This window comes from Methanimicrococcus hacksteinii (genome assembly GCF_032714515.1).
GTDB classification, from domain to species: Archaea; Halobacteriota; Methanosarcinia; order Methanosarcinales; family Methanosarcinaceae; genus Methanimicrococcus; species Methanimicrococcus hacksteinii.
In genome coordinates, this window is the sequence record NZ_JAWDKC010000020.1 from 14,468 (window position 1) to 35,664 (window position 21,197).

The following is a 21,197-nucleotide window of genomic DNA, read 5'->3' on the forward strand; positions in this document are numbered from 1 at the left end:
TGGTTTTGGGTGATAAAACGGGAGACTCTCTTTTGAATTTCTAACATCGGAAGGCGTTTTTTGATTTTTTATAAACGGGGGCGGCTCGTGGGCGGGCGGCAGGCGGCGGGCAGTAGCAGGCAACGGACAGCGGCAGACAATGAACAGCGGCAGCAAGCAGGCCGGCAAGTTGGCAACTGTATTTGGAAACAGTAAGGTAACAGTGGCAAACGGAAACCTGAAGGTAATCTGTGCCAAACGGAAACCTGAAGGTAGCAGTGGCAAACGGAAATCTGAAGGTAGCAGTGGCAAACGGAAATCTGAAGGTAGCAGTGGCAAACGGAAACCTGAAGGTAATCTGTGCCCACGCTCGCGTAGCGAGCGGATGTGATAAGAATGAGATGATGCACACGGAAACACATCCGCATCGCAAGCAGAACGGAAGTATGAAAACAGTGACAAAAACACAAAGAAAAGCAAAAACGAAAAGAAGAGTACAGAACAACACAGAACAACACAGAAGAGCAAAGTGGAAAAAGACGGTTTTTTGTTTTAATTGAGAATCATTTGGTCCATCTCCAATCCTCATTTTGCTCGCTTCGCTCACAAAACTCGGATTGGAGGGGCGGTTCACGGGATTTTCATTTCACTTAATTATAAACCGAAACATCGTTTTGTTTAAAAGTTAAAGAAAAACGAATCCCGTTTTCTATTTCTTTATTTCATGGAAGAGGGGGTTCGGGTTTGAAAAGTTATCAAAAATGATGTTTCGTTTTAAAAATTTCAAAAAAATCGTTTAACTCATTATGAAAAATAAAAAAACATGAAAACCGGAAAATGAAAAAACATGAAAAATGGAAAAGCTTGAAAAGTAAAAATCTGAGAAGTCAAAAGCCTGAGAAGTTAAAAACTTGAAAAGTAAAAAGTATGGAATAATGAAAAATAATGAAATCATTCTTCATTTTCTTCCGACTTCGGCGGCCGGTAATTGTCCCGAGCGGTATTTCCTCTCGGCCGGCTTTCTTCGGTCTCTTCTTTTTCAAAATCGGCTGACAGCGGTGTTTGCATTCTTTGCTGAACCGGATTGTTGTATCTCGGATTTTCGGGAAGCGCCTCGAGCTTTTCAACCACTTCGGCGAACCCGAAATTGGGTTTGACATCCTTCACCTTGATGTTGACGATATCGCCGACTTCTGTTTCTTTGACAAACAAAACGAAATCGTCGATGTATGCAATCCCGTCGCCGGAGGCGCCGAGTTCTTTGATTTCGGCGGCGTAAATCTGACCTTTTCGAATCGGAGCGGTCAGGAATTTCTTGGCGATGATATAAATTTCAGCACTCGTCGAGCGTGACGCCTGAGGCGTGTAAGCTTTCACATGCACGAATTCGCCTTTCACGTCGTCGAAAAAGTCTTTGAACATATCGCCCTGAAAAACCTTGACGACAAACGTTCCTTTCGGTTTGAGAATCTTCTTGGCGCACTCAAAAGCCGCGCGGTTGAGTTCGATTCCGCGCGCGTGATCCAGCGCCCAATTGCCCGTTAAGTTCGGCGCTGCGTCGCACAAAACAACATCAACACCGCCTTTGCCGGCAAATTCCAGGATTTTTTCAATCGTCGAATCCGCGGTAATGTCGCCTCTGTACGTGGAAACGCCCGGAATCTCCGCAATTTTCTGAAGGTCGACGCCCAAAACACGCCCGCCGGAAAGCTCCTTTGCCACCTGGAGCCAGCCGCCCGGCGCCGCGCCCAAATCGACAATCGTGTCGCCGCGCTTAATAATATTTGAGTGCTGCTGAATCTGTTTCAGCTTATAAGATGCCCGTGAGCGATAGCCCTCTTTTTGGGCCAAATCATAAAAATAATCCTTTTGGTTCCGCGCCATAAAATTCCCGCCTTCTTCAAATGTTTTTAATTCACTTAAATCTGATAATTCACTTTTTCTTTGAATACTTTCGCTTTGAACGGGCTAAACGTATTTATGATTAATGTTATTAATCTAAAAAACGTAAATCAATTACAGAATTTCAAATTTTTTAATTATTTTAATTTTTTTGATTTTTTCAAAATTTTCAAAATTTTCAAAACTTTCAATTTTATCCGGCGGGTTAAAAAATGGAACAGAATACAAAAACAACAAAGGTTTTCGATTCCGAAACAGCTGATTCGAATCATCCGACGCTTTGGATTCAAAATTCCAAAGGAACGGATTTGTCCGGCAAAACAATCGTTATCGGCGTTACGGGAAGCATCGCCGCCGTCGAAACCGTCAGGCTGGCGCGCGAACTCATCCGATACGGCGCTGATGTTTACGCCGTCATGACCGATGCCGCGCGCCAAATCATTCACGAAGACGCTTTGCATTACGCGACCGGAAATCCCGTCATCACCCGCCTGACCGGCCGCGTCGAACACGTTGAATTTTTCGGCGCAAAAGGAAGCGCCGATTTGTTTTTAATTGCGCCCGCAACCGCAAACACGGTTTCAAAAATTGCCGCCGGCATCGATGACACGCCCGTCACAACTTTTGCAACGACGGCCATCGGCGAAGGAAAACCCGTGATGATTGTTCCCGCCATGCACGAATCCATGTATCGCCATCCGAAAGTTTTGGAAAATCTGAACACATTGGAATCCTGGGGCATGGATGTCATCGGCCCGCGTTTCGAAGAAGGCATTGCAAAAATTGCAGGCACCGACGAAATCGTCTCCCGCGTTCTTCGTGCGCTCGGCGACCAATCTTTTGCCGGAAAAACCGTGTTCATCACCTCCGGATCAACCGCCGAATCCATTGATCCGATCCGCTTGCTGACCAACCGCGCGTCGGGCAAAACCGGCGAGGCGCTTGCCAAAGAAGCCTACGTCAGAGGCGCTGAAGTTTATTTGTTCCACCGCACCAAATCACCGATGGCCGGACTGCCGCATTTCCATGACATTCATGTTGAAAGCGTTTCCGAAATGATTGAAGCCGTCACCGAAAAAATTGCGCTTGCCGACATTCCCGTATCCGGCAAAAACATCCTAATCAGCGCGGCCGCCATTTCCGATTATACGGTTGATAAAAACAATTCCAAAATCAAATCCGGTGTCCGCGGTTTGACAATTACGCTCAAGCCGACGCAAAAACTGATCGAAGAAGCCTGTTACACCGACCCGAATCTTTTCATCGTCGGATTCAAAGCAGAAACGGATGTCACACATCAGCAGCTGATCGATTCGGCCGCCGAAAAAATCGAAGCCGGAATCGCCGACCTTGTTGTTGCCAACGACGTGAAAGAAAAAGGAATGGGAACCGACGAAAACGATGTTTACGTTGTCACCAAAGAGTATTCCGTCAATCATGATTTAAAAACCGTCGTTCCGATTTCGGGAAACAAGAACGAAATTGCAGCGGCTTTGTTTGATTTGATCAGCGATCGCATGGACGAAGAAGAGCCGTCCGTTTTTATTGATCTGGAAATTACCAAGACGGCACATCCTGATGAAAACGGTACGACTGATGTTGATTTTTTGAATAAAATGGGTGATGGTGCTGAATATGTAATTGACACCCCCCCAGGAAACGTAGAAAACCGGCTCAATCTGCTCGAAGAAACAATTGATGATGATTATTTGAATGAAGATGAGAATGATGAAATCATCGGCAGTGATGATTCCGGCGATGACGACGACGATGCCGGCAATGACGACGATAACATTGAAAACGGCAATGTCTCGGAAAAATCTGCTTCTAAAAAATCAACGATTCGCAAAAAACCCGCTCAGATGAGGGGACGCATTTTTAAAAAGAAACAATAAAGGAAATAGGAAATAAGGAAGCATTATGTCTGATTTTTCCCCGCGCACCGCTTTTTCACCCGGACACATCACGGGTTTTTTTCAAATCCGCAATCATGAAAACCCGCACATCAAAGGCTCTGTCGGCGCGGGTTTGGTCTTAAACAAAGGAATTCATTCGACCGTGACGCCTTTTCAAATGTCGGGAGACATTGCGGGGGACACAGTACGGGACACGGAACGGGACACAGTACGGGACGCTGAAATTTATTTAAACGGCGTTGCTGCCGTTAACTCTCATGACTCGACAAACGCGGTTTTAACGGTTGTTTCGGAACTTTCAAGAATTGCCGAAAAAAGATACAACACCTCTTTTCGGTTTAAAATTCAAGAAAACGGCAGTCTCCCCGTCGGCAGCGGCTTCGGATTGTCGGCGGCGGGTGCGCTCAGCACGGCTTTTGCGATCAACAGCTCTCTCTCCCTCGGACTTTCCAAAGACGAATTGATTGAGATTGCGCATTACGCCGAAGTCATCAACGGAAGCGGCCTCGGCGATGTCGCGGGCGAAGCCGCCGGCGGTCTTGCCGTTCGCGAAATTCCGGGCGGTCCGATGCACGGCAAATTTTACAGTATTCCGCTTTCGGAATCCGAGAAGCAAAAGAAAATTTATTGCCTGGTTTTGGGCGAACTTTCAACCAAAGAAGTCATCACAAACGAAGATCAAAGCCGGAAAATCAATCAAGCCGGCGCGTCCGCGCTTCAAAATTTCCTGAAAAATTCGAGTTTGGATTCATTCATGGACGAATCTCTGAAATTTACAAAAAACATCGGCCTGCTCAGTCCCGAGGCAGAAAAAGTGATTGATTCGATTGATGCCGCCGACGGCAAAGCAGCGCAGGCGATGCTCGGCAACACCGTTTTTGCAATCCCGTCTGATCGGGAAAATGCCGGTGAGTATATTTCCGAGTTAATGCAGAAGTTCGGCGACGTTTACGAATGCAAAATTGAAACGAACGGACCGCGAGTTTGTTTGTCGGCGTTTTGATGTTTTTTAATTTTTGGTTTAAGTTTTAAGTTTTAGATTTTAAGTTTTTGAATATTTGAATTGAAATGTTTTAACCTATTTTTGGCGATCAAAATGGAACCGGAAACCGAAACGGAAACAAAAAAACAAGCGCGGTATTTACCGATTCAATGTAAAACGGCGCTTCATTCCGTGAACGGCGGCTTTCCTTACAAAAAAGACTTAAACATTTACCGCGGCTGTGAAAACGGCTGTAAATATTGTTTTGCGATTTATTCTCACAAATATATGAAAGACAAAACAGTCGATGAGACAAATATTGAGATTGAAAATACAGATGAACAAAACAATTCCGACGGCTATTACGATCAAATTTATGTCAAAACAAACATCGCCGAACAGCTGGACAAAGAACTCAGCCGCTCGAATCGAAAGAAAGAAGTGATTAACATCGGCGGCGTTTGCGACAGCTATCAGCGCGCGGAAGCCGAATACGAACTCATGCCCGATATTTTAAGAGTCGTGCTCAAACACAAAAATCCGATTATTATTTCAACGAAATCCGATCTCATTCTTCGTGATTTCGATCTTATCGACGAGCTTTCCAAACACACTTTTGTGAACATCGCCGCAACAATCACAACAACCGATGAAAACCTGGTTTCAAAAATAGAGCCCGGCGCCGTCAGCACGAAACGCCGCTTTGAAATGCTTGAAAAATTCAAGAAAACGGATGCGACAATCGGCGTTCACACAATGCCGGTTCTGCCGTTTTTGACGGATTCAACGGAGAATTTAAGCGCGATTTTTGGAAAAACGAAAGAAATCGGCGCCGAATACATTATCGTACAAACTTTGTATCTTCGAAGTCAAACGAAGAAAACGTATTTGGATTTTATTCAAAACGAATTTCCCGAGTTGTATGAGCCGATGAAATTGCTTTACAAAACGGGAAGTTTGGATAAGGAATATAAACGGAAATTTTATTCGATGCTGAATCCGCTTTTGAAAAAATATGAGCTTTCAACGGATTACATGAAACCGGTAAAAGTTGCGATGGAAAAAGAAAACGGAAATTTAAATGAAAAAGAAATGAAGCAAAAGGCGTTGTTTGATTTTTAATTCACTCTTGTTCTGTTTTGTTTGTGCTGCTGTTGCTGTTTGCCATGCAGGGTGCGTTTTCGTATGTATCATCTCATTTTCATCACATCCGCTCGCTACGCGAGCGTGGGCACAGATTACCTTACCGTTTCCGTTTGCTGTTGCTACCTTACTGTTTCCGTTTGCTGCTGCCTTTCTGTTTTTTGTAAATACAGTTGCTGACTTGCCGGCTTGTTTGCTGCCGCTGCGGCTGCCGGCAGCATGCCGCCGCGTGCGAGCAGCTCCGCTTTTCCAAAAATTCGGCAAAAATAAGTCCTGTGTTTAAAAAATTGAAAATGTACTTTCGTTTTTTAAAAATTCAAAAATAAAAAAGAAAAAGAGAAGTGATTTGAAAATTCAAACCACGTCATACCCGTAATCTTTCGCAAGCTCCAAACTCATTTCTCTCAATTTGAACTTCTGAATCTTGCCGCTTCCCGTCATCGGGAATTCGTCGAGGAAGAAAACGTATTTCGGGACTTTGTAACGTGCAATCTGGCCGCGGCAGAAGTCTTTGACGTCTTCCGGGTGCATTTTCACGCCGTCCTGTAAAATGATGAACGCGCCGACTTCTTCGCCGTATTTTTCCGACGGAACGCCCGCGACTTGAACGTCTTTCACGCCTTCTAATTTGTACAGGAATTCTTCGATTTCGCGCGGGTAAATGTTTTCGCCGCCGCGGATAATCATGTCTTTGATGCGGCCGGTAATCGTGTAATTGCCGTTCTCATCCATCACGCCGAGATCGCCCGAATGAAGGTAACCGTCGCCGTCAATCGCTTCTGCGGTTGCTTTCGGGTTGTTATAATAGCCTTTCATCACATTGTAGCCGCGGCAGCACATTTCGCCGGCAACGCCGGGCGGGCATTCTTCGTACGTTTCCGGATCCAAAACCTTGACATCCGTGAATTCGTACGGGCGGCCGACGGTCAAATAACGGGTTTCGGGCGCGTCGTCGATGCGCGACTGACTCATTCCGGGAGACGTTTCCGTGAGACCGTAAACACTTGTGATGTCGATAAACATCTCTTCATTCACGCGTTTCATCAAATCCGACGGACAAACGGAGCCGGCCATGATGCCGGTTCGAAGGCACGTCAAATCAAACATATCAAACATCGGGTGATTCAATTCCGCGATAAACATCGTCGGAACACCGTAAAGCGCCGTGCATCTTTCCTTGTGAACCGATGCCAGCGTTAAAAGCGGATCGAATTTCTCAATCATCACCTGCGTGCTGCCGTGCGTGAGGCAGTTCATGGTCGCCAAAACAACGCCGAAACAGTGGAAAAGCGGAACGCAGATGCAAAGCTTGTCATCCGGCGTAAATTTCATGTGCTCGCCCGTTAAAAGGCCGTTGTTTGCGATATTGTGGTGCGAAAGCATAACGCCCTTCGGAAAACCGGTCGTGCCGGACGTGTATTGCATATTGACAACATCGTGGCAGTTCACAAGCGCTTTCGCATTTTCCAAAACATCATCGGCGATGTTGCTTCCGAGAAGCAGAACTTCCGCCGTATTGTACATGCCGCGGTGCTTTTCCTGGCCGATGTAAATCACATTTTTCATGCGCGGATATTTCTCGCTCTTTAAGTGGCCGCGCTGACAGGTTTTGAGTTCCGGCAGCATGTCGTATGTCATTTGAACATAATCGCTTTCGAATGTGCCGTCAATAATACAAAGCGTGTGCATGTCCGAGTCTTTGACCAAATACTCAAGTTCATGCTGCTTGTAGCTGGTGTTGACCGTCACGCAGACCGCGCCGATTTTCGCGCAGGCGTACAAAAACGTCAGCCAGTCGGGAACATTTGTCGCCCATAAACCGACATGATAGCCTTTCTGAACGCCGATTGCCAAAAGGCCTTTGGCCATATTGTCAACGCGTCTGTTAAAATCATTCCAGGTAAATCTCAAATCACGGTCGGAATACACGATATATTCCTTGTCGGGCGTTTCTTTCGCCCAATATTCGAGCCAGTCGCCCAAAGTTCTGTCGGAAAGTTCGATTGCCATGTTTTTCTCCTTTTCAGTCTTTTGCTTTTTGTGTCCTTTGTCTTTTTCTTCTCTTGACATCCAGACAAATTAAGCCGGAGCGTAAACGGCTGCAATGATTTTCGCGCCTTTTTCATCTGCGGCGCAGACAAGGTGGCTGACAATCGAGTCATAATAAATGCTGTCGCCCTCATTCAGGATGTATGACTCTTTGCCGTAAATCACTTTCAGCGTGCCTTCCAAAACGTAAATGAATTCTTCGCCTTCGTGCGCGGACATTTCAAGCGTTCCGTCATCAATCGCGTTGATTTCAATAAAGAACGGTTCCATGGAACGGCCCGATTTTTGAGGGGCGAGCGTGAAGAAATTGTTGTGCTTCACGGTTTTTTCTTCGGCGTTAGACGTGTGAATCGTCTCAACCGCTTCATTTTTGCGGCTGACGGCGGGACCGAGATTTTCATCGTCATCTAAAAATGTTCCGAGACGAACGCCCAGCGCACGCGCGATTTTAATCAGCGGCGCTAAAGACGGCACATTCATATCGTTTTCAATATTGTTGATTTGTTCTGTGCTCAGCTGGCTTCTTTCCGCCAATTCTTCGACCGTGATCTGTTTTGATTCACGAATGGATTTGATTTTTGTTCCGATGTTCTTATCGTCTGCCATAATTTCCCTCCTGTTTTTGATAGCCGAATATTTAATTGATGAAATATTCCCGCCGTTATATTCAAGGCGGAATATTTAAACTGAATGTTCAAAAATATTTTAAATGAACAATTAAACTGAAATTAAATTGAAATTAACTGAAATTAAGTTGAAATTAAGTTGAAATTAAATTGGAATTAAATTGAACTTAAGTTGAAATTAAATTGAACTTAAGCTGAAATTTAATTGAAATTAAACTGAAAAGCCGCCGCATTCAAGTGCCTTCTTCCCAGTCATCCATGTAATTGCGCTGCTTTTCGGTCAGCGTGTCAATAACAATATCCATGGACTGCAATTTCAGCATTGCCACGTAATTGTCGATTTCTTCGGGCACTTTGTGAACGCCGTAAGACAATTTGTTCTCGGCGATATATTTGACGCCGAGTGCCTGATTCGCAAAGCTCATGTCCATGACTTCCGCCGGATGGCCGTCGCCCGCCGCCAAATTGACAAGTCTGCCGTCGGCCAAAACATTGATTTTTTTGCCGTCCACAACGTATTCTTTGATATTTCGGCGGACGGTTTTTTCGGATGCCGCCATCTTTTTCAAAGAGTCTAAATCAATTTCCACATTGAAATGACCGGCATTTGCCAAAATCGCGCCGTCTTTCATTCTTTTGAAATGTCTTTCCGTTAAAATGTCGCGGTTGCCGGTTGTTGTGACAAACAGGTCGCCGATTTCTGCGGCCTGCTCCATCGGCATCACACGATAGCCGTCCATACGCGCTTCCAGCGCTCTGACCGGATCAATTTCGGTCACGACAACTTCAGCGCCGAGCCCGTCCGCGCGCATTGCAACGCCGCGCCCGCACCAGCCGTAGCCGCCGACAACGACGGTTTTTCCGGCAACAAGGAGATTTGTTGTTCTCATGATTCCGTCCCAGGCGGATTGTCCGGTTCCGTAGCGGTTATCAAACAGGAATTTTGTTTTCGCGTCATTGACCGCAAGCACCGCCATTTCAAGCGCGCCGTCTTTTTCCATGCCGATTAAACGGTGGATGCCGGTTGTGGTTTCTTCGCAGCCGCCGATGATTTTCGGAATCAAATCGCGTCTTTCTTTGTGAATTTTAAAAATCAAATCGGCACCGTCGTCAATCGTAATGTCGGGGTCGATGTCTAAAACTTTGTCAATCGCTTCGTAATATTCTTCATTCGTGCAGTCGTATTTCGCGTAGCAGGAAATGTTCTCAACCGTGTCGAGCGCCGCTGCGACATCATCCTGCGTGCTGAGCGGGTTGCAGCCGGTAATCGCGACAACCGCGCCGCCGGCAGCCAGCGTTTCAACGAGGACCGCCGTTTTTGCTTCCACGTGAAGCGCCATTGCAATTTTGTGTCCCGCAAGCGGTTTTTCCTTTTCAAAATCCGCGCGGATTTGTTTTAACACGGGCATATGACTGCGCGCCCATTCGATCTTTAAGCGGCCGGATTCCTGCATTTCTTTTAATGATAAATCAGACAATATAGACACCTGTCCATTGAATAATCAAAATTTGAATAAAAATAAAAAAGTATTAATGGAACTTGAAAAAGCAGTCATGAAATATAAAACAACTGTTCGAAACGCCGGAAAAATGACAGAAGAGCGGAAGTAAAAAAGTCAATCAAAAAAGCGGGATCGGTTTGAATTCATTTTTCAAAAAATTGTACGGCGTGCGCGGGCGGCGTGCTGCTGTCAGCTGCATTCGCAGCCGCAGCGGCAGCAAACGGGCCGGAAGCAGGCCGGCAAGTCGGCAACTGTATTTACAAGCAGCAAGGCAGCAGCGGCAAGCAGAAACGGTAAGGCAGCAGCAAACGGAAGCGGTAAGGTAATCTGTGCCCCCGTTTGCGAAGCAAACGGCTGCCTTAAAAATGAGATGATGCAAACGGCGCAGCAGCAAAATATGGGATAATGCAGACAGTGCAATAACAGAACACGGGGATAAAGACAACAAAAACATGAATCAGAGAGATCACAGATCAATCTAAAAAAGAAAGAAAGTAAAATTATTTTTTCAATCTCAATTTCATCGTTTCATCCTGCCATTCCAATCCGTTTCCGATTTTCTTGTAATAATAAAATTTAATCCTGTCTTCTTTTACAATTGCTGCGGCTGCGCGAACCGTCGGGCTGTCGTACGGGAACGTTGAATAAAGCGAAACCAGCCGGCTGCCGTGCCAGCATTTGGTGCCTTCCGTGTGTGACGTGTGTCCGCGGATGACGAGCTGAAGATTGTTTTGTTTGAGGAATTTTTGCGTCAAATCCGGTCCCACGCGATAAACGCCGCTGCCGCGCCCCGACAGCGCGATTCCGTCTTCCGGTCCCGGGTCGTTCCAAATGTAGGGTTTGGGATTCTTTTTGGAAATGTCTTTTAATTTTTCATCGGAGATTCCGGCGATATTTCCGTGAACGCAGAAAATTGAATCGTTTAAAACGGCTGCAATCGGAAGCCGGTCAAAAACAGTATTTGCGGTGTCAAACAATTCGGGATGATGAATCAAATCGTCGCTGAACTCAAACCAAGCGCTTAAACCGCGTGTTTCATGATTGCCGCGGAGCAGAATCACGCTTTTCGGATCTTTGAGCTTTAATTCAAAAAGCAAGTTGAGAACGGCAACCGATTCGGATCCTTTGTCGATGTAATCGCCGAGAAAAATCATGGCGTCGACTTTTTTCTTTTCGGCGAATTTTAAAATAAATTTGAGCGTCTGCAAATCGCCGTGAAGGTCGGCAACAATTAAGGTTTTCTTGAATTTCGGAAATAAAACGGCGTCCTCTTTCTTCAGAATCGGCTCGATACGCTCCAAATTTTTACGAAACCTTTCTTTTTCCCTCTGACTCGACATAGACATACCCGATTCGTGCTGTTAAATAAAATGTCATGCTGATTATATATATCGTTTTTCAGTTCACTTCATTTGAAATACGTTTCATTTCAAATCGTTTATTCCGAATTCTTATTAAAGTATAAAACTCATTTAATGCCTGTTATTTTGTTTATTATCTGGATTTATTATTTCGGTTTATTATTTTGTTTAATATTCCGGTTTATTATTCTTGTTTATTATTTCAAAAAAATCAAATTATTCTTTAACTTTCATTGAGTGATTCTGATGTCAATTCTCATAAAAAATGCTTACATCGCAACAATGGACAAAGACGGAACAAGCGAGATTCCAAACGGCTTTCTTTTGATTGAAGACAATTTAATTTCTCAAATCGGAGACAATTCAAACGGCGCCGCCGATAAGATTGCCGCCGATAAAGGGATTGGCAAAGTCATTGACGCTGAGGGCGCGATTCTTATGCCCGGCCTTTCCAACACGCACACGCATCTCGGAATGACGCTTCTGCGCGGCTATGCGGATGACATGGCGCTCAAAGACTGGCTGGAGAAGCAGATCTGGCCGGCGGAAGCGAATCTGACGGCAGAAGACGTGTATTGGGGATCGCTGCTCGGCTGCCTTGAAATGATCCGCTCGGGAACGACGGCGTTTTGCGACATGTATTTCTTCATGGACGAAACGGCCAAAGCGGTTGAAAAAGCCGGAATCCGCGGCTGTCTTTCTTACGGCATGATCGAATTCGGCGACGCCGAAAAAGGAACCAAAGAGTTAGCGGTCAACGAAAAACTTGTTTCGGACTGGCAGGGAAAGGCAAACGGCAGAATCACGACAATGTTCGGCCCGCACGCGCCCAACACCTGCAGTCAGGCATTTATCGCCCGCGCCAAAGAAGCGGCGGAAAAAGCCGGCGTCGGGGTTCACATTCATGTTTTGGAAACCGAAGCCGAGCTCAATTATATGAAAGAAAATTTCGATATGTGTTCGGTTCATCATTTGGATGCCGTCGACTTTTGGAACACGTCAAAAGTTCCGGTTCTGGCGGCGCATTGTGTTTGGATGTCCGACGGCGACATTAAGCTTTTCGCGGAAAAAGGCGTGACGGTTTCTCACAATCCGATCAGCAACATGAAATTGGCTTCGGGCATTGCGCCGATTCAAAAAATGCTTGACGCCGGCGTTATTGTCGCGCTCGGAACGGACGGCTGCGCTTCAAACAACAACCTCAGCCTGTTTGAAGAAATGAAAACCGCCGCGCTTTTGCAAAAAGTCGGGACGATGGATCCGACAGCGCTTCCCGCCAAAGCCGTTGTTGAAATGGCAACCGTCAGCGGCGCTCAAGTCATTGACAAACAAACGGGCGTTCTCAAAACCGGCGGCAAAGCCGACATGATCTTGGTGGATGTCAATAAAGCCAATGCGGCACCGATTTTTGACGTTTATTCCCATTTGGTTTACGCGGCCGCCGGCAGCGATGTGAAAACAATGATTGTGGACGGCAAAATTCTGATGGAAGATTACAACGTTTTGGTCATGGATGAAGAAGAAGTCATGAAAAAAGCAAAAGAATGCGCGTATTCGCTGGCGGAACGGGCAAAGCAAAAAGAATGAATAAAATCTAGGGTCATGAGTAGAATAGAATGAAGTTTTCATAGGAATTTCAGGAATTTATTTCATGATTTTTTACTATTTCCATTAATCTTGTTGCATTATAACTCCTCTCGGTACTGAATTTTAAATACAGGATTCGTACCAAATCCGGAACAGAATTTTTACAGACATTAATTTTTGTTTGCAAAAATTTTAAAACGATTTTTCAACAAATTTTTCGGTAACAGTGTGTTTATTTTATATTGGGATTGTTGTGCTGTTCTCATCTTGGCCCTAAAATTATTCAACTTTTGAAATTGACTCATTTGTTTATTTTAATAATTTTTCAACAAATTTATTTCAGTTTTTCATTCATCCAATTATATCAATAGCTTATGAATATAATTTGTTTTACTCAATCAATTATATATATTCTGTATTTTATAATCCTTAATGTCGATCCGAATTTAATCTGACAATTCATTAAATTCTTCCGATTGGCCGGCCGTTTTGTCTGATTTGGCGGCATCGGGTTTGATTCGCATAATGAATTTCGGAGTTTTGAAAAAAGCTCTCTCAAAAATTCTTTTTGAAACTCTGAAATATCTCTAAAAACCAAACACATTAACCCAAACCAACAATCAAAAACAAATCTTGAAGTAAAATCCGTAAAACAAAAAATCAGACATTTGTATTCATTCAAAAATTATTCAAATTTGTTCAAAATTATTCAGAATTATTTTAATTATTCAAAATTAAATTCGGCCGCACAACCCGAATTGAATAAAAACGTAAAACCAAAAACGGCTGTAAAACCTCTCTCAAAACGAATAACCACAAACACACACAACAAGCCCGAAAACAAACTGAAAACAATAAAAAGGCAAAACGAATAAAAACAATAAAAAACGAACAAAAGCAACAAAAAAACGAACAAAAGCAACAAAACAAAAACAAATTTAATAAACCGAAAAACGCCGTTTCAATTTAAGCAACGCGGAAACGGGCGTTTTTCGGTGTTTTCTGATTTTTAAAGCAATTTTATTTTTAAAACTGATTTTTTATTCTTCAATCATCATCAATTTTAAAAGAACTGCTTTTTGAGCGTGAAGTCTGTTTTCCGCCTGGTCAAAAACGACCGAATGCGGGCCGTCAATGGCGCCGGCCGAAATTTCAAGGCCGCGGTGCGCGGGCAGGCAATGCATGACAATGACGTCCGGCTTTGAAACGGCGATTAATTCTTCATTAATCTGATAGCCTTCAAAGTCTTTGAGGCGCTTGGCTTCTTCTTCTTCGTCGCCCATGGAAACCCAAACGTCGGTGTACAAAATGTCGGCATCGGCCGCAGCTTCCAAGGGGTTGTCCGTAATCGTTAAAACGCCGCCGAGCTCGCGGGTTTTGATGATGAATTCTTCGGCCGGCTCATATCCTTTCGGGCAGGCCGCAACGATTTCCATACCGACAATCGCGCAGGCGAGCATCAAAGAATTGCAGACATTGTTGCCGTCGCCGACCCAAACAAATTTCATGTCCGAGATTCGGTTTTTGTATTCTTTGATTGTTAAAAGATCGGCCAAAACCTGGCACGGGTGTTCCTTGTCGGAAAGCGCGTTGATGACGGGAACGCTGGCGTTTTCGGCAAGCTTGACCAACGTGTCGTGAGAATAAACGCGGGCCATGATGCCGTTTAAATAACGCGACAGCACTTTTGCCGTGTCCTCGACGGTTTCACCGCGTCCTATCTGAATGTCATTGGAATTTAAATAAACGGCATGGCCGCCCAAATCGTTCATGCCGACCTCAAAAGAAACACGCGTACGCGTCGATGATTTCTCAAAAATCATACCCAAACTTTTATTTCTCAAATGATCAGTAATTTTACCCTGGCTTCTTTTCTCTTTCATTTCTTCCGCCAAGTCCAAAATGCCGTAAATGTCTTCCAAAGACAAATCCGCCATCGAAAGCAAACTTTTCATTTTCTGTCACCTGTATTTTTAAACCTGCAAAACACAATACGAACGCAATACGAACATAATTCGAACACAATACGAACATAGTTCGAACACAATTTTGTTTGCAGCAACGTTTATTTTATCTGTAAATTAAAGTTTCGTTTATTCAGGAATAAAATTAAATTTTAAACTTAAATTAAAAAATTAAATTAAAAAATTAAATTAATTTTCCGAACGCAGTTCATTCATGTGGTCAATTCTTTTTTGAACCAAATCGGCGGTTCCGATATCTCTTCTGAAAAACAGATCGCCTTTGACTTTGGTGTCAAGCGCATCCTGCGCAATCTTTTCGGCCGCGGTAATCGTGTCCGCCAAACCGACAACGCCGACAGCTCTGGAGCCTGTCGTGTAAATTTTCCCGTCTTTTTCATACACGCTGGAATAATAAACAATCAGATTCGAGTCCGGTCCCGTTGTTCCGTCCGCAATGACGCCTTCTGTTAATACCGTCACTTCGGAATCCTTTTTCGGTTCATCCGGATAGCCCGCAGGCACGGCATATTTGCAGACCGTTGCTTTGCTTGAAAATTCAATCCCAAGCTGATCCAACGTCCCTTCGGCCACGGCTTTCATGATCTCGACCATATCGGTTTTTAAAAGAGAAAGCACATTCATCGCTTCAGGGTCGCCGAAACGGGCGTTGTATTCGATTAATTTCGGGCCGCGCTTGGTCAAAATAAACTGGCCGTAAAGAATGCCTTTGAATTCTTCTCCGGTTTCTTTCGGGAAAGCCGCAATCGTTTCTTTCATGATTCTTTTGGCAGTTTCATATTCTTCGGGCTTGAGGAACGGCAGCAATGCGCCGGCGTTGGTGTAAGCGCCCATGCCGCCTGTGTTGGGGCCGACATCGCCTTCATAAGCGCGTTTGTGATCCTGTGCGGTCGGGCAGAACGCCAAGTTTCTGCCGTCGACAAACGCCTGAAGCGTGAATTCTTCGCCGATGAATCTTTCTTCAATCACAACGCTGTCGCTTTTGAGAACTTCTTTGGTGTATTCTTTGGCGGCGGCAATATCGGGAAGCTGATCTCCCATCACTTTCACGCCTTTTCCGCCGGTGAGGCCGGCCGGTTTTACGGCAACGTCTTTTAACTTGTCAATAAATTCGGCGGCTTCTTCATAATTTGTAAAAACAGCGTATTCGGGATTGCCGTCAATGCCGTGTTTTTCAATAAAACGGCGCGCCCATGCTTTATCGGTTTCAATTTTCGCGCAATTCTTTTTCGGGCCGACGGCCGGAATTCCCGCGTCCCAAAGCGCGTCTGAAACGCCCGCCGAGAGCGGTGCTTCGGGGCCGATGAACGCCAGATCAATTCCGTTCTCTTTTGCAAAAACGGCGATTGACGCGGCATCTTTTTCATCGTGAATCAAAATCTCTTCTGAAAGCGCGGCGATTCCGGGATTCTTTTTAGACATCACCGTGTAAAGAAGCGGGTTTTGAGGGCTTCTTTTAACTGCCGATGCAATTGCATGTTCACGGCCGCCGCCGCCGACTAATAAAATCTTCATGACTGTTTCCTCAAACAATATAATTTATAAATTCAAAAAAGTGTCAAAAACAAATAACAATAATGAATCACAATCTAACGAATAACAACTGATACAATTGATAATGCAGAATTAAAATATAAGATTAAAAATTCACTCACTGATTATGATTTTTAAAATAAACGGAATTGATTAAACTTCTGATAAATTAAGAATGGAATAAATCCGTTTTACCTATTTAAGATTTCCGTGCCGGCCGGATTTGTTAAAAACAGTTTGCAGTCAGTTACTTTTCCGGCTTTTTTCGTCCTTTCTCAAATTCCATGTCTGCTGCTTTTTCACGGATGATACTTCTGAGAAGGGTCATTTCATCTTCGGTAAACATATTGCTGTCGGGAACGAATGAAGGCTTTTCGTCGTATTTGCTTAATAAATCCGAAACAGCCTGGTTCAAAAAGTCCGAAATGCTGGCGAATTCTCCGCTCTCCACGAGTTTTTCAACTCTCTTTTTGTGGACAGGACTGATTGTCCCGCTGATAACAGGTTTCTTGCGCGTGTATGCTTTCGCCATATTTATGAAATCGGTATTGGTGGTAATTAAATTCGATTCAGACAATTGTCTAACTATTGTATTTCCAAAACAACAATTTAAATAAATATATAATATTCAAACATATAATAATTTGATTTATATGGATTCATATTTTATGTTTTTTGATTGAAAGCATAAATTAAAATAGCATCTGATGACATATTCATATGAAATTCATTTAAAAAACAAATTCATATTTCTATCAATTCATCAATCATTTTATCAAACGCAGCGGCTTTTCGGGAGGGAACGGATGAAAATTTCAAGCAGATTCAGCATCGCAGTGCATATTGTTCTGACAATTGCCATTCTCGGCGAAAAACAAAAAATGACTTCCGACTTTTTGGCTTCCTGCATTTCCGTCAACCCTGTCGTCATCCGCCGGATTTTGGGACAGCTTAAAAAAGCAAACTTGGCCGATGTGAAAGCCGGCGAAGGCGGCGCCTATTTGATGAAAGATTCTTCCGAACTGACGCTGTTTGATATTTTTCAGGCGGTTGAAGTGGTTGAAGATATTTCCCTTTTTAATTCTCATAAACAGCCGGAAACATGCTGCCCGGTTGACTGCGCGTCCTGTCCGCGAATGACCGGCGCTTCTGAAATCTGTTCGCATTCTCCCGATGCGGGCGAGCCGGACAGTCTGCCGGCCGACGGCAATGCCGCATGCTGCTATATTCACGGCAAAATTGAAACGCATTTGGCGGCGGCGCAGGCGGCAATGGAGAATTCTTTGAAAGAGACGACAATTGAACAAATCATTCTTGAATTGTCTTCTTGAATTGTTTTTTGTTATTCTTCTTATTATCTTCTTAATTTGTTTTTAAAAATTTAAAAAATACAAAATCTTAAATAATAAAACCGGTTTAATTATATTGTTGTAACTGTTTCAGTTACAACGAAAAACGACTTTTCAAAAAACGGCTTTTCAAGTTTTAATTTTAAATGAATGCAATAATTTAGATTAATCAGATTAATGCAAAATAAATCACATTGGTGTGGATTATCATGAAAATTATCGGAATTACAGCCAGCCCCCATGAAAATGGAAACACAGCGACCCTTGTTAAAAAATCCCTGGAAGATGTTGCCGCCAAAGGCGCAGAAACCGAATACATCGACTTGGCAAAATTAACCATTCACCCTTGCAAAGGATGCAATTACTGCAAAGCGCATGACACCTGCGTTCAAAAAGACGATTTTGCCGGCGTCATGGAAAAATTTGTCGGCGCCGACGGCATTTTGATGGGAAGCCCCGTTTATTTCTTTGACATTACTGCTCAGGAAAAAGTTTTCATTGACAGGCTTTATGCTTGCGTCGACGGACAGTCCCAGTCCAGAATTCCGCCGGGCAAAAAAATGGGTTTCATTTATTCCCAAAGCACACCTGACAGAAATGCATTTGACGCCAATTTGGACAAATACAACCAAGTGGCAGGCATGCTCGGCATTGAGCCGGTCGGCAAATTTGTCTCCGTCGGAAACGTTTCGGAAAATCCGGCAGAAATCGACGGCGCGGTTGCGATTGCCGAAAAATTGCTGTAATTTCAATAAAAATCAAACGGCAGCTTCAGAATCATTTTGAATTTTTGAATCGGATCCGCTTTTGGCGATCCGATTTTTTTTGTAAAAGGAATTCCGATTTCTTTTCGGGTTTCGTTTTTTCTTTTTCGAATTTTTGTTTTCTTTCGGGTTTTCGTTTTCTTTCGGGTTTTCGTTTTCTTTCGGGTTTTCGGTTTTTCTTTTTCGAGTTTTTATTTCCTTTCGGGATTTTGTTTTTTTTGTTTTCGTTTTTTGTTTTCGTTTTTTGTTTTCGATTTTTTTTGTTTCTTTTCGAATTATTTGAAATTTTTCCGAACATTTTTTTCAAACTTTCTTTATAACTCTTGTCCTCGGGATTTTTTCTTCAAACAATTCGAATGACAAATCGTTATAAATAATCTGTTCTTTTTTGAATTTTGTTTTCTACTGTTTGATGTATCTTGTATTTGTTTTTATTTTTCTTATTTTCTTTGTCGCTCTTTTGCAGCTGTATTTTTGAAATTATATATCCAAAATCAAATAATGTTTGCGGAATCATTGTTTATTCTTAATCTATCATATTTGTTCATGTTAGTTCCGCAAGATATTTATAACACCAAAGAATCGACGAAAATGCAGGTTGAAAACTTGCGAGAGAGTTAGTGATTAAAAAAATTAAAGGAGAGTGTAAAATTTGAAAGGATTTGCCATGCTCGGCATCGGAAAAGTCGGATGGATTGAGAAAGATGCGCCGAAAGCAGGACCGTATGATGCGATTGTCAAGCCGCTGGCTGTTGCCCCATGTACTTCTGACATTCACACTGTTTGGGAAGGCGCTTTGGGTGACCGCAAAGATTTGATTTTAGGTCACGAAGCGGTCGGCGAAATTGTCGAAGTCGGCGATGAAGTGAAAGACTTTAAAGTGGGCGACCGCGTCATTGTTCCGGCAATCACGCCGGACTGGAGATCCGAAGCTGTTCAGCAGGGATTCCAGCAGCACTCGGGCGGCATGCTTGCCGGCTGGAAGTTTTCCAACTTTAAAGACGGTGTTTTCGCAGAAGAATTCCACGTGAATGATGCTGACATGAACTTGGCGATCATGCCCAAAGGTATGTCTTTGGAACAGGCCGTTATGCTTCCCGATATGGCGCCGACAGGTATTCAGGGCGCGGAATTGGCCCGCATTAAGCCCGGAGAAACTGTTGCCGTTATCGGTATCGGTCCGGTCGGTTTGATGTCCGTTGCGGGCGCCGCCATTTTGGGAGCCGGAAGACTGTTTGCCGTCGGCAACCGTCAGGTCTGTGCCGACTTGGCAACAGAATACGGTGCAACCGACATCATTGATTACAAAAAGGGCGACATCGTCGAACAGATTATGAAAGCCACCAACGGTAAAGGCGTTGACGCCGCAATCGTTGCCGGCGGTTCTTCCGATTCGCTCGGACAGGCGATTGAAATCACACGCCCCGGCGGAACAATTTCAAACGTCAATTATTTCGGATCCGGCGACACAATTCCGATTCCGCGTCTGGCTTGGGGCAACGGTATGTCCCACAAAGATATCCGCGGCGGACTCGTTGCCGGCGGCCGTCTGAAAATGGAACAGATGGTCGACCTTGCTGTTTACAACCGGATTAAACCCGAAAAGATGGTCACTCATGTCTTTGACGGGTTTGAAAACATGGAAAAGGCTCTTTTGTTAATGAAAGACAAGCCTAAAGACCTGATTAAACCGGTTGTATTGCTCGAATGAGCTTAAAACGAAAATCGGGAACATTTTGGGCAGTTCCCCAAAGTGGACTCAAAAATTCAACCCCCGAAAAACAATCCCCGTAAAAACAAAGCCGTCTGCGCTTGTCAGACGGCGTTGTTTTTTACTTTTTCTGCGCGGCTTGTCTTGCCGTCCCGCGCGCGAACGCATCATTTTTTAAAAAAGCAAAATCGAGTGTTCGATTTTGTTTTTATTTTTATTTTTATTTTTATTTTGTTTTTGATTTTTTAAATATGACTCTTTTAACATTTCAGTGCAAGTCATCGTTTTCTTCGCGATAATCGGCGTCGCTGTTGTATTCTTCGGAATCCCTGCCGGCTGAATTTGATGTGTTGTATCCGATTGTATACACCTGCAGGTTTTTTGTGCCGTAATTCAGCATTTTGATTGCGTATCCGGTGATGAAAAGGATTAAAACGGAAATCGTCGTCAGGCCGAGGCCGAACAGGTTGATGAGGGAACGCCAGAATGAGGGATCCGTCTCCATTGTCATGTAATTGTAAATGCCCAGAACCAGCGGCAGCACGGCGGCAATATACAAGGCGTATGAAACGAATTTTAAATTGTAAATGAAGCTTTCTTTATCGTTGTTCAGGTACGACGGGAAAGCGGTTTCCATTTTTTTGGCAAAGGCGGCAATCAGAAATAAAATTGCCGTCGGGATGTATAAAAACGGAAGCGGAAATATGAATATCGGAAATAAGAAGATTTGAATGACGGAACAGACGAGCAAAACCCATCCGGCCAGCGTCAGCATTTTGTAGAAATCTTTTGCCATGAAATCCCTCTCTTT

19 protein-coding genes are annotated in these 21,197 nt (G+C 44.0%); 8 read left to right on the plus strand and 11 right to left on the minus strand.

Features of this window, described 5'->3' with window-relative positions:
- Window positions 1-68: 68 nt before the first annotated feature.
- Together MmiAt1_RS06290 and MmiAt1_RS06295 are read right to left on the minus strand one after the other, a co-directional pair.
- Window positions 69-389, minus strand: a complete 321-nt coding sequence (locus tag MmiAt1_RS06290) for a hypothetical protein (RefSeq protein WP_318786041.1) — start codon at window positions 387-389, stop codon at window positions 69-71.
- 541 nt (window positions 390-930) lie between these two features.
- Entirely contained in the window at window positions 931-1,863 is a 933-nt protein-coding gene (locus MmiAt1_RS06295; protein WP_318786042.1) for a 23S rRNA (uridine(2552)-2'-O)-methyltransferase, read from the minus strand.
- Window positions 1,864-2,093: 230 nt separating this feature from the next.
- Between MmiAt1_RS06295 and coaBC the strand changes: the two genes are divergently transcribed.
- The 4 genes from coaBC to MmiAt1_RS06315 all read left to right on the plus strand — a co-directional run bounded on the left by coaBC (window position 2,094) and on the right by MmiAt1_RS06315 (window position 6,102).
- Window positions 2,094-3,776: a bifunctional phosphopantothenoylcysteine decarboxylase/phosphopantothenate--cysteine ligase CoaBC gene (gene coaBC, locus MmiAt1_RS06300; protein WP_318786043.1), complete on the plus strand. Its 1,683-nt coding sequence runs from the start codon at window positions 2,094-2,096 to the stop codon at window positions 3,774-3,776.
- Window positions 3,777-3,801: 25 nt separating this feature from the next.
- Window positions 3,802-4,800 (plus strand): pantoate kinase, encoded by a 999-nt coding sequence (locus tag MmiAt1_RS06305; RefSeq protein WP_318786044.1) that lies wholly within the window; start codon window positions 3,802-3,804, stop codon window positions 4,798-4,800.
- A gap of 93 nt (window positions 4,801-4,893) precedes the next feature.
- The gene (locus MmiAt1_RS06310; protein ID WP_318786045.1) at window positions 4,894-5,901 is read left to right on the plus strand and encodes an SPL family radical SAM protein; all 1,008 of its coding nucleotides are present in this window, start codon (window positions 4,894-4,896) and stop codon (window positions 5,899-5,901) included.
- A gap of 63 nt (window positions 5,902-5,964) precedes the next feature.
- Window positions 5,965-6,102 carry a hypothetical protein gene (locus MmiAt1_RS06315; protein ID WP_318786046.1) on the plus strand — a complete coding sequence of 46 codons (138 nt, stop codon included), beginning with the start codon at window positions 5,965-5,967 and terminating at the stop codon, window positions 6,100-6,102.
- 174 nt (window positions 6,103-6,276) lie between these two features.
- Here MmiAt1_RS06315 and MmiAt1_RS06320 read toward each other — a convergent pair whose 3' ends face one another.
- From MmiAt1_RS06320 to MmiAt1_RS06340, 5 genes are all read right to left on the minus strand, one after another.
- Window positions 6,277-7,932, minus strand: a complete 1,656-nt coding sequence (locus MmiAt1_RS06320) for an AMP-binding protein (RefSeq protein ID WP_420891290.1) — start codon at window positions 7,930-7,932, stop codon at window positions 6,277-6,279.
- A gap of 69 nt (window positions 7,933-8,001) precedes the next feature.
- Window positions 8,002-8,577 (minus strand): helix-turn-helix domain-containing protein, encoded by a 576-nt coding sequence (locus tag MmiAt1_RS06325; RefSeq protein ID WP_318786048.1) that lies wholly within the window; start codon window positions 8,575-8,577, stop codon window positions 8,002-8,004.
- A gap of 253 nt (window positions 8,578-8,830) precedes the next feature.
- Window positions 8,831-10,075, minus strand: coding sequence for an adenosylhomocysteinase (locus MmiAt1_RS06330; protein WP_318786049.1), 1,245 nt, complete (start codon window positions 10,073-10,075; stop codon window positions 8,831-8,833).
- 142 nt (window positions 10,076-10,217) lie between these two features.
- Window positions 10,218-10,478 (minus strand): hypothetical protein, encoded by a 261-nt coding sequence (locus MmiAt1_RS06335; RefSeq protein ID WP_318786050.1) that lies wholly within the window; start codon window positions 10,476-10,478, stop codon window positions 10,218-10,220.
- Window positions 10,479-10,599: 121 nt separating this feature from the next.
- Window positions 10,600-11,439 (minus strand): metallophosphoesterase family protein, encoded by an 840-nt coding sequence (locus MmiAt1_RS06340; protein WP_318786051.1) that lies wholly within the window; start codon window positions 11,437-11,439, stop codon window positions 10,600-10,602.
- 264 nt (window positions 11,440-11,703) lie between these two features.
- Between MmiAt1_RS06340 and MmiAt1_RS06345 the strand changes: the two genes are divergently transcribed.
- Window positions 11,704-13,047 carry an amidohydrolase family protein gene (locus tag MmiAt1_RS06345; RefSeq protein WP_318786085.1) on the plus strand — a complete coding sequence of 448 codons (1,344 nt, stop codon included), beginning with the start codon at window positions 11,704-11,706 and terminating at the stop codon, window positions 13,045-13,047.
- A 1,040-nt stretch (window positions 13,048-14,087) separates the two neighbouring features.
- On the opposite strand, the gene argF is transcribed toward MmiAt1_RS06345, so the two are convergent.
- The 3 genes from argF to MmiAt1_RS06360 all read right to left on the minus strand — a co-directional run bounded on the left by argF (window position 14,088) and on the right by MmiAt1_RS06360 (window position 17,094).
- Window positions 14,088-15,002, minus strand: coding sequence for an ornithine carbamoyltransferase (gene argF, locus MmiAt1_RS06350; protein WP_318786052.1), 915 nt, complete (start codon window positions 15,000-15,002; stop codon window positions 14,088-14,090).
- Window positions 15,003-15,200: 198 nt separating this feature from the next.
- Window positions 15,201-16,544, minus strand: a complete 1,344-nt coding sequence (purD, locus tag MmiAt1_RS06355; protein WP_318786053.1) for a phosphoribosylamine--glycine ligase — start codon at window positions 16,542-16,544, stop codon at window positions 15,201-15,203.
- Window positions 16,545-16,809: 265 nt separating this feature from the next.
- Window positions 16,810-17,094 (minus strand): hypothetical protein, encoded by a 285-nt coding sequence (locus MmiAt1_RS06360; RefSeq protein ID WP_318786054.1) that lies wholly within the window; start codon window positions 17,092-17,094, stop codon window positions 16,810-16,812.
- A gap of 274 nt (window positions 17,095-17,368) precedes the next feature.
- Between MmiAt1_RS06360 and MmiAt1_RS06365 the strand changes: the two genes are divergently transcribed.
- The 3 genes from MmiAt1_RS06365 to MmiAt1_RS06375 all read left to right on the plus strand — a co-directional run bounded on the left by MmiAt1_RS06365 (window position 17,369) and on the right by MmiAt1_RS06375 (window position 20,386).
- Window positions 17,369-17,893, plus strand: a complete 525-nt coding sequence (locus MmiAt1_RS06365) for an Rrf2 family transcriptional regulator (RefSeq protein ID WP_318786055.1) — start codon at window positions 17,369-17,371, stop codon at window positions 17,891-17,893.
- Between the two features lie 227 nt (window positions 17,894-18,120).
- Window positions 18,121-18,657 carry a flavodoxin family protein gene (locus MmiAt1_RS06370; RefSeq protein ID WP_318786056.1) on the plus strand — a complete coding sequence of 179 codons (537 nt, stop codon included), beginning with the start codon at window positions 18,121-18,123 and terminating at the stop codon, window positions 18,655-18,657.
- Between the two features lie 670 nt (window positions 18,658-19,327).
- Window positions 19,328-20,386: an NAD(P)-dependent alcohol dehydrogenase gene (locus MmiAt1_RS06375; RefSeq protein ID WP_318786057.1), complete on the plus strand. Its 1,059-nt coding sequence runs from the start codon at window positions 19,328-19,330 to the stop codon at window positions 20,384-20,386.
- A gap of 268 nt (window positions 20,387-20,654) precedes the next feature.
- Here MmiAt1_RS06375 and MmiAt1_RS06380 read toward each other — a convergent pair whose 3' ends face one another.
- A complete protein-coding gene (locus tag MmiAt1_RS06380) occupies window positions 20,655-21,182 on the minus strand; it encodes a hypothetical protein (protein WP_318786058.1) in 528 nt (175 codons plus the stop codon).
- Between the last annotated feature and the right edge of the window lie 15 nt (window positions 21,183-21,197).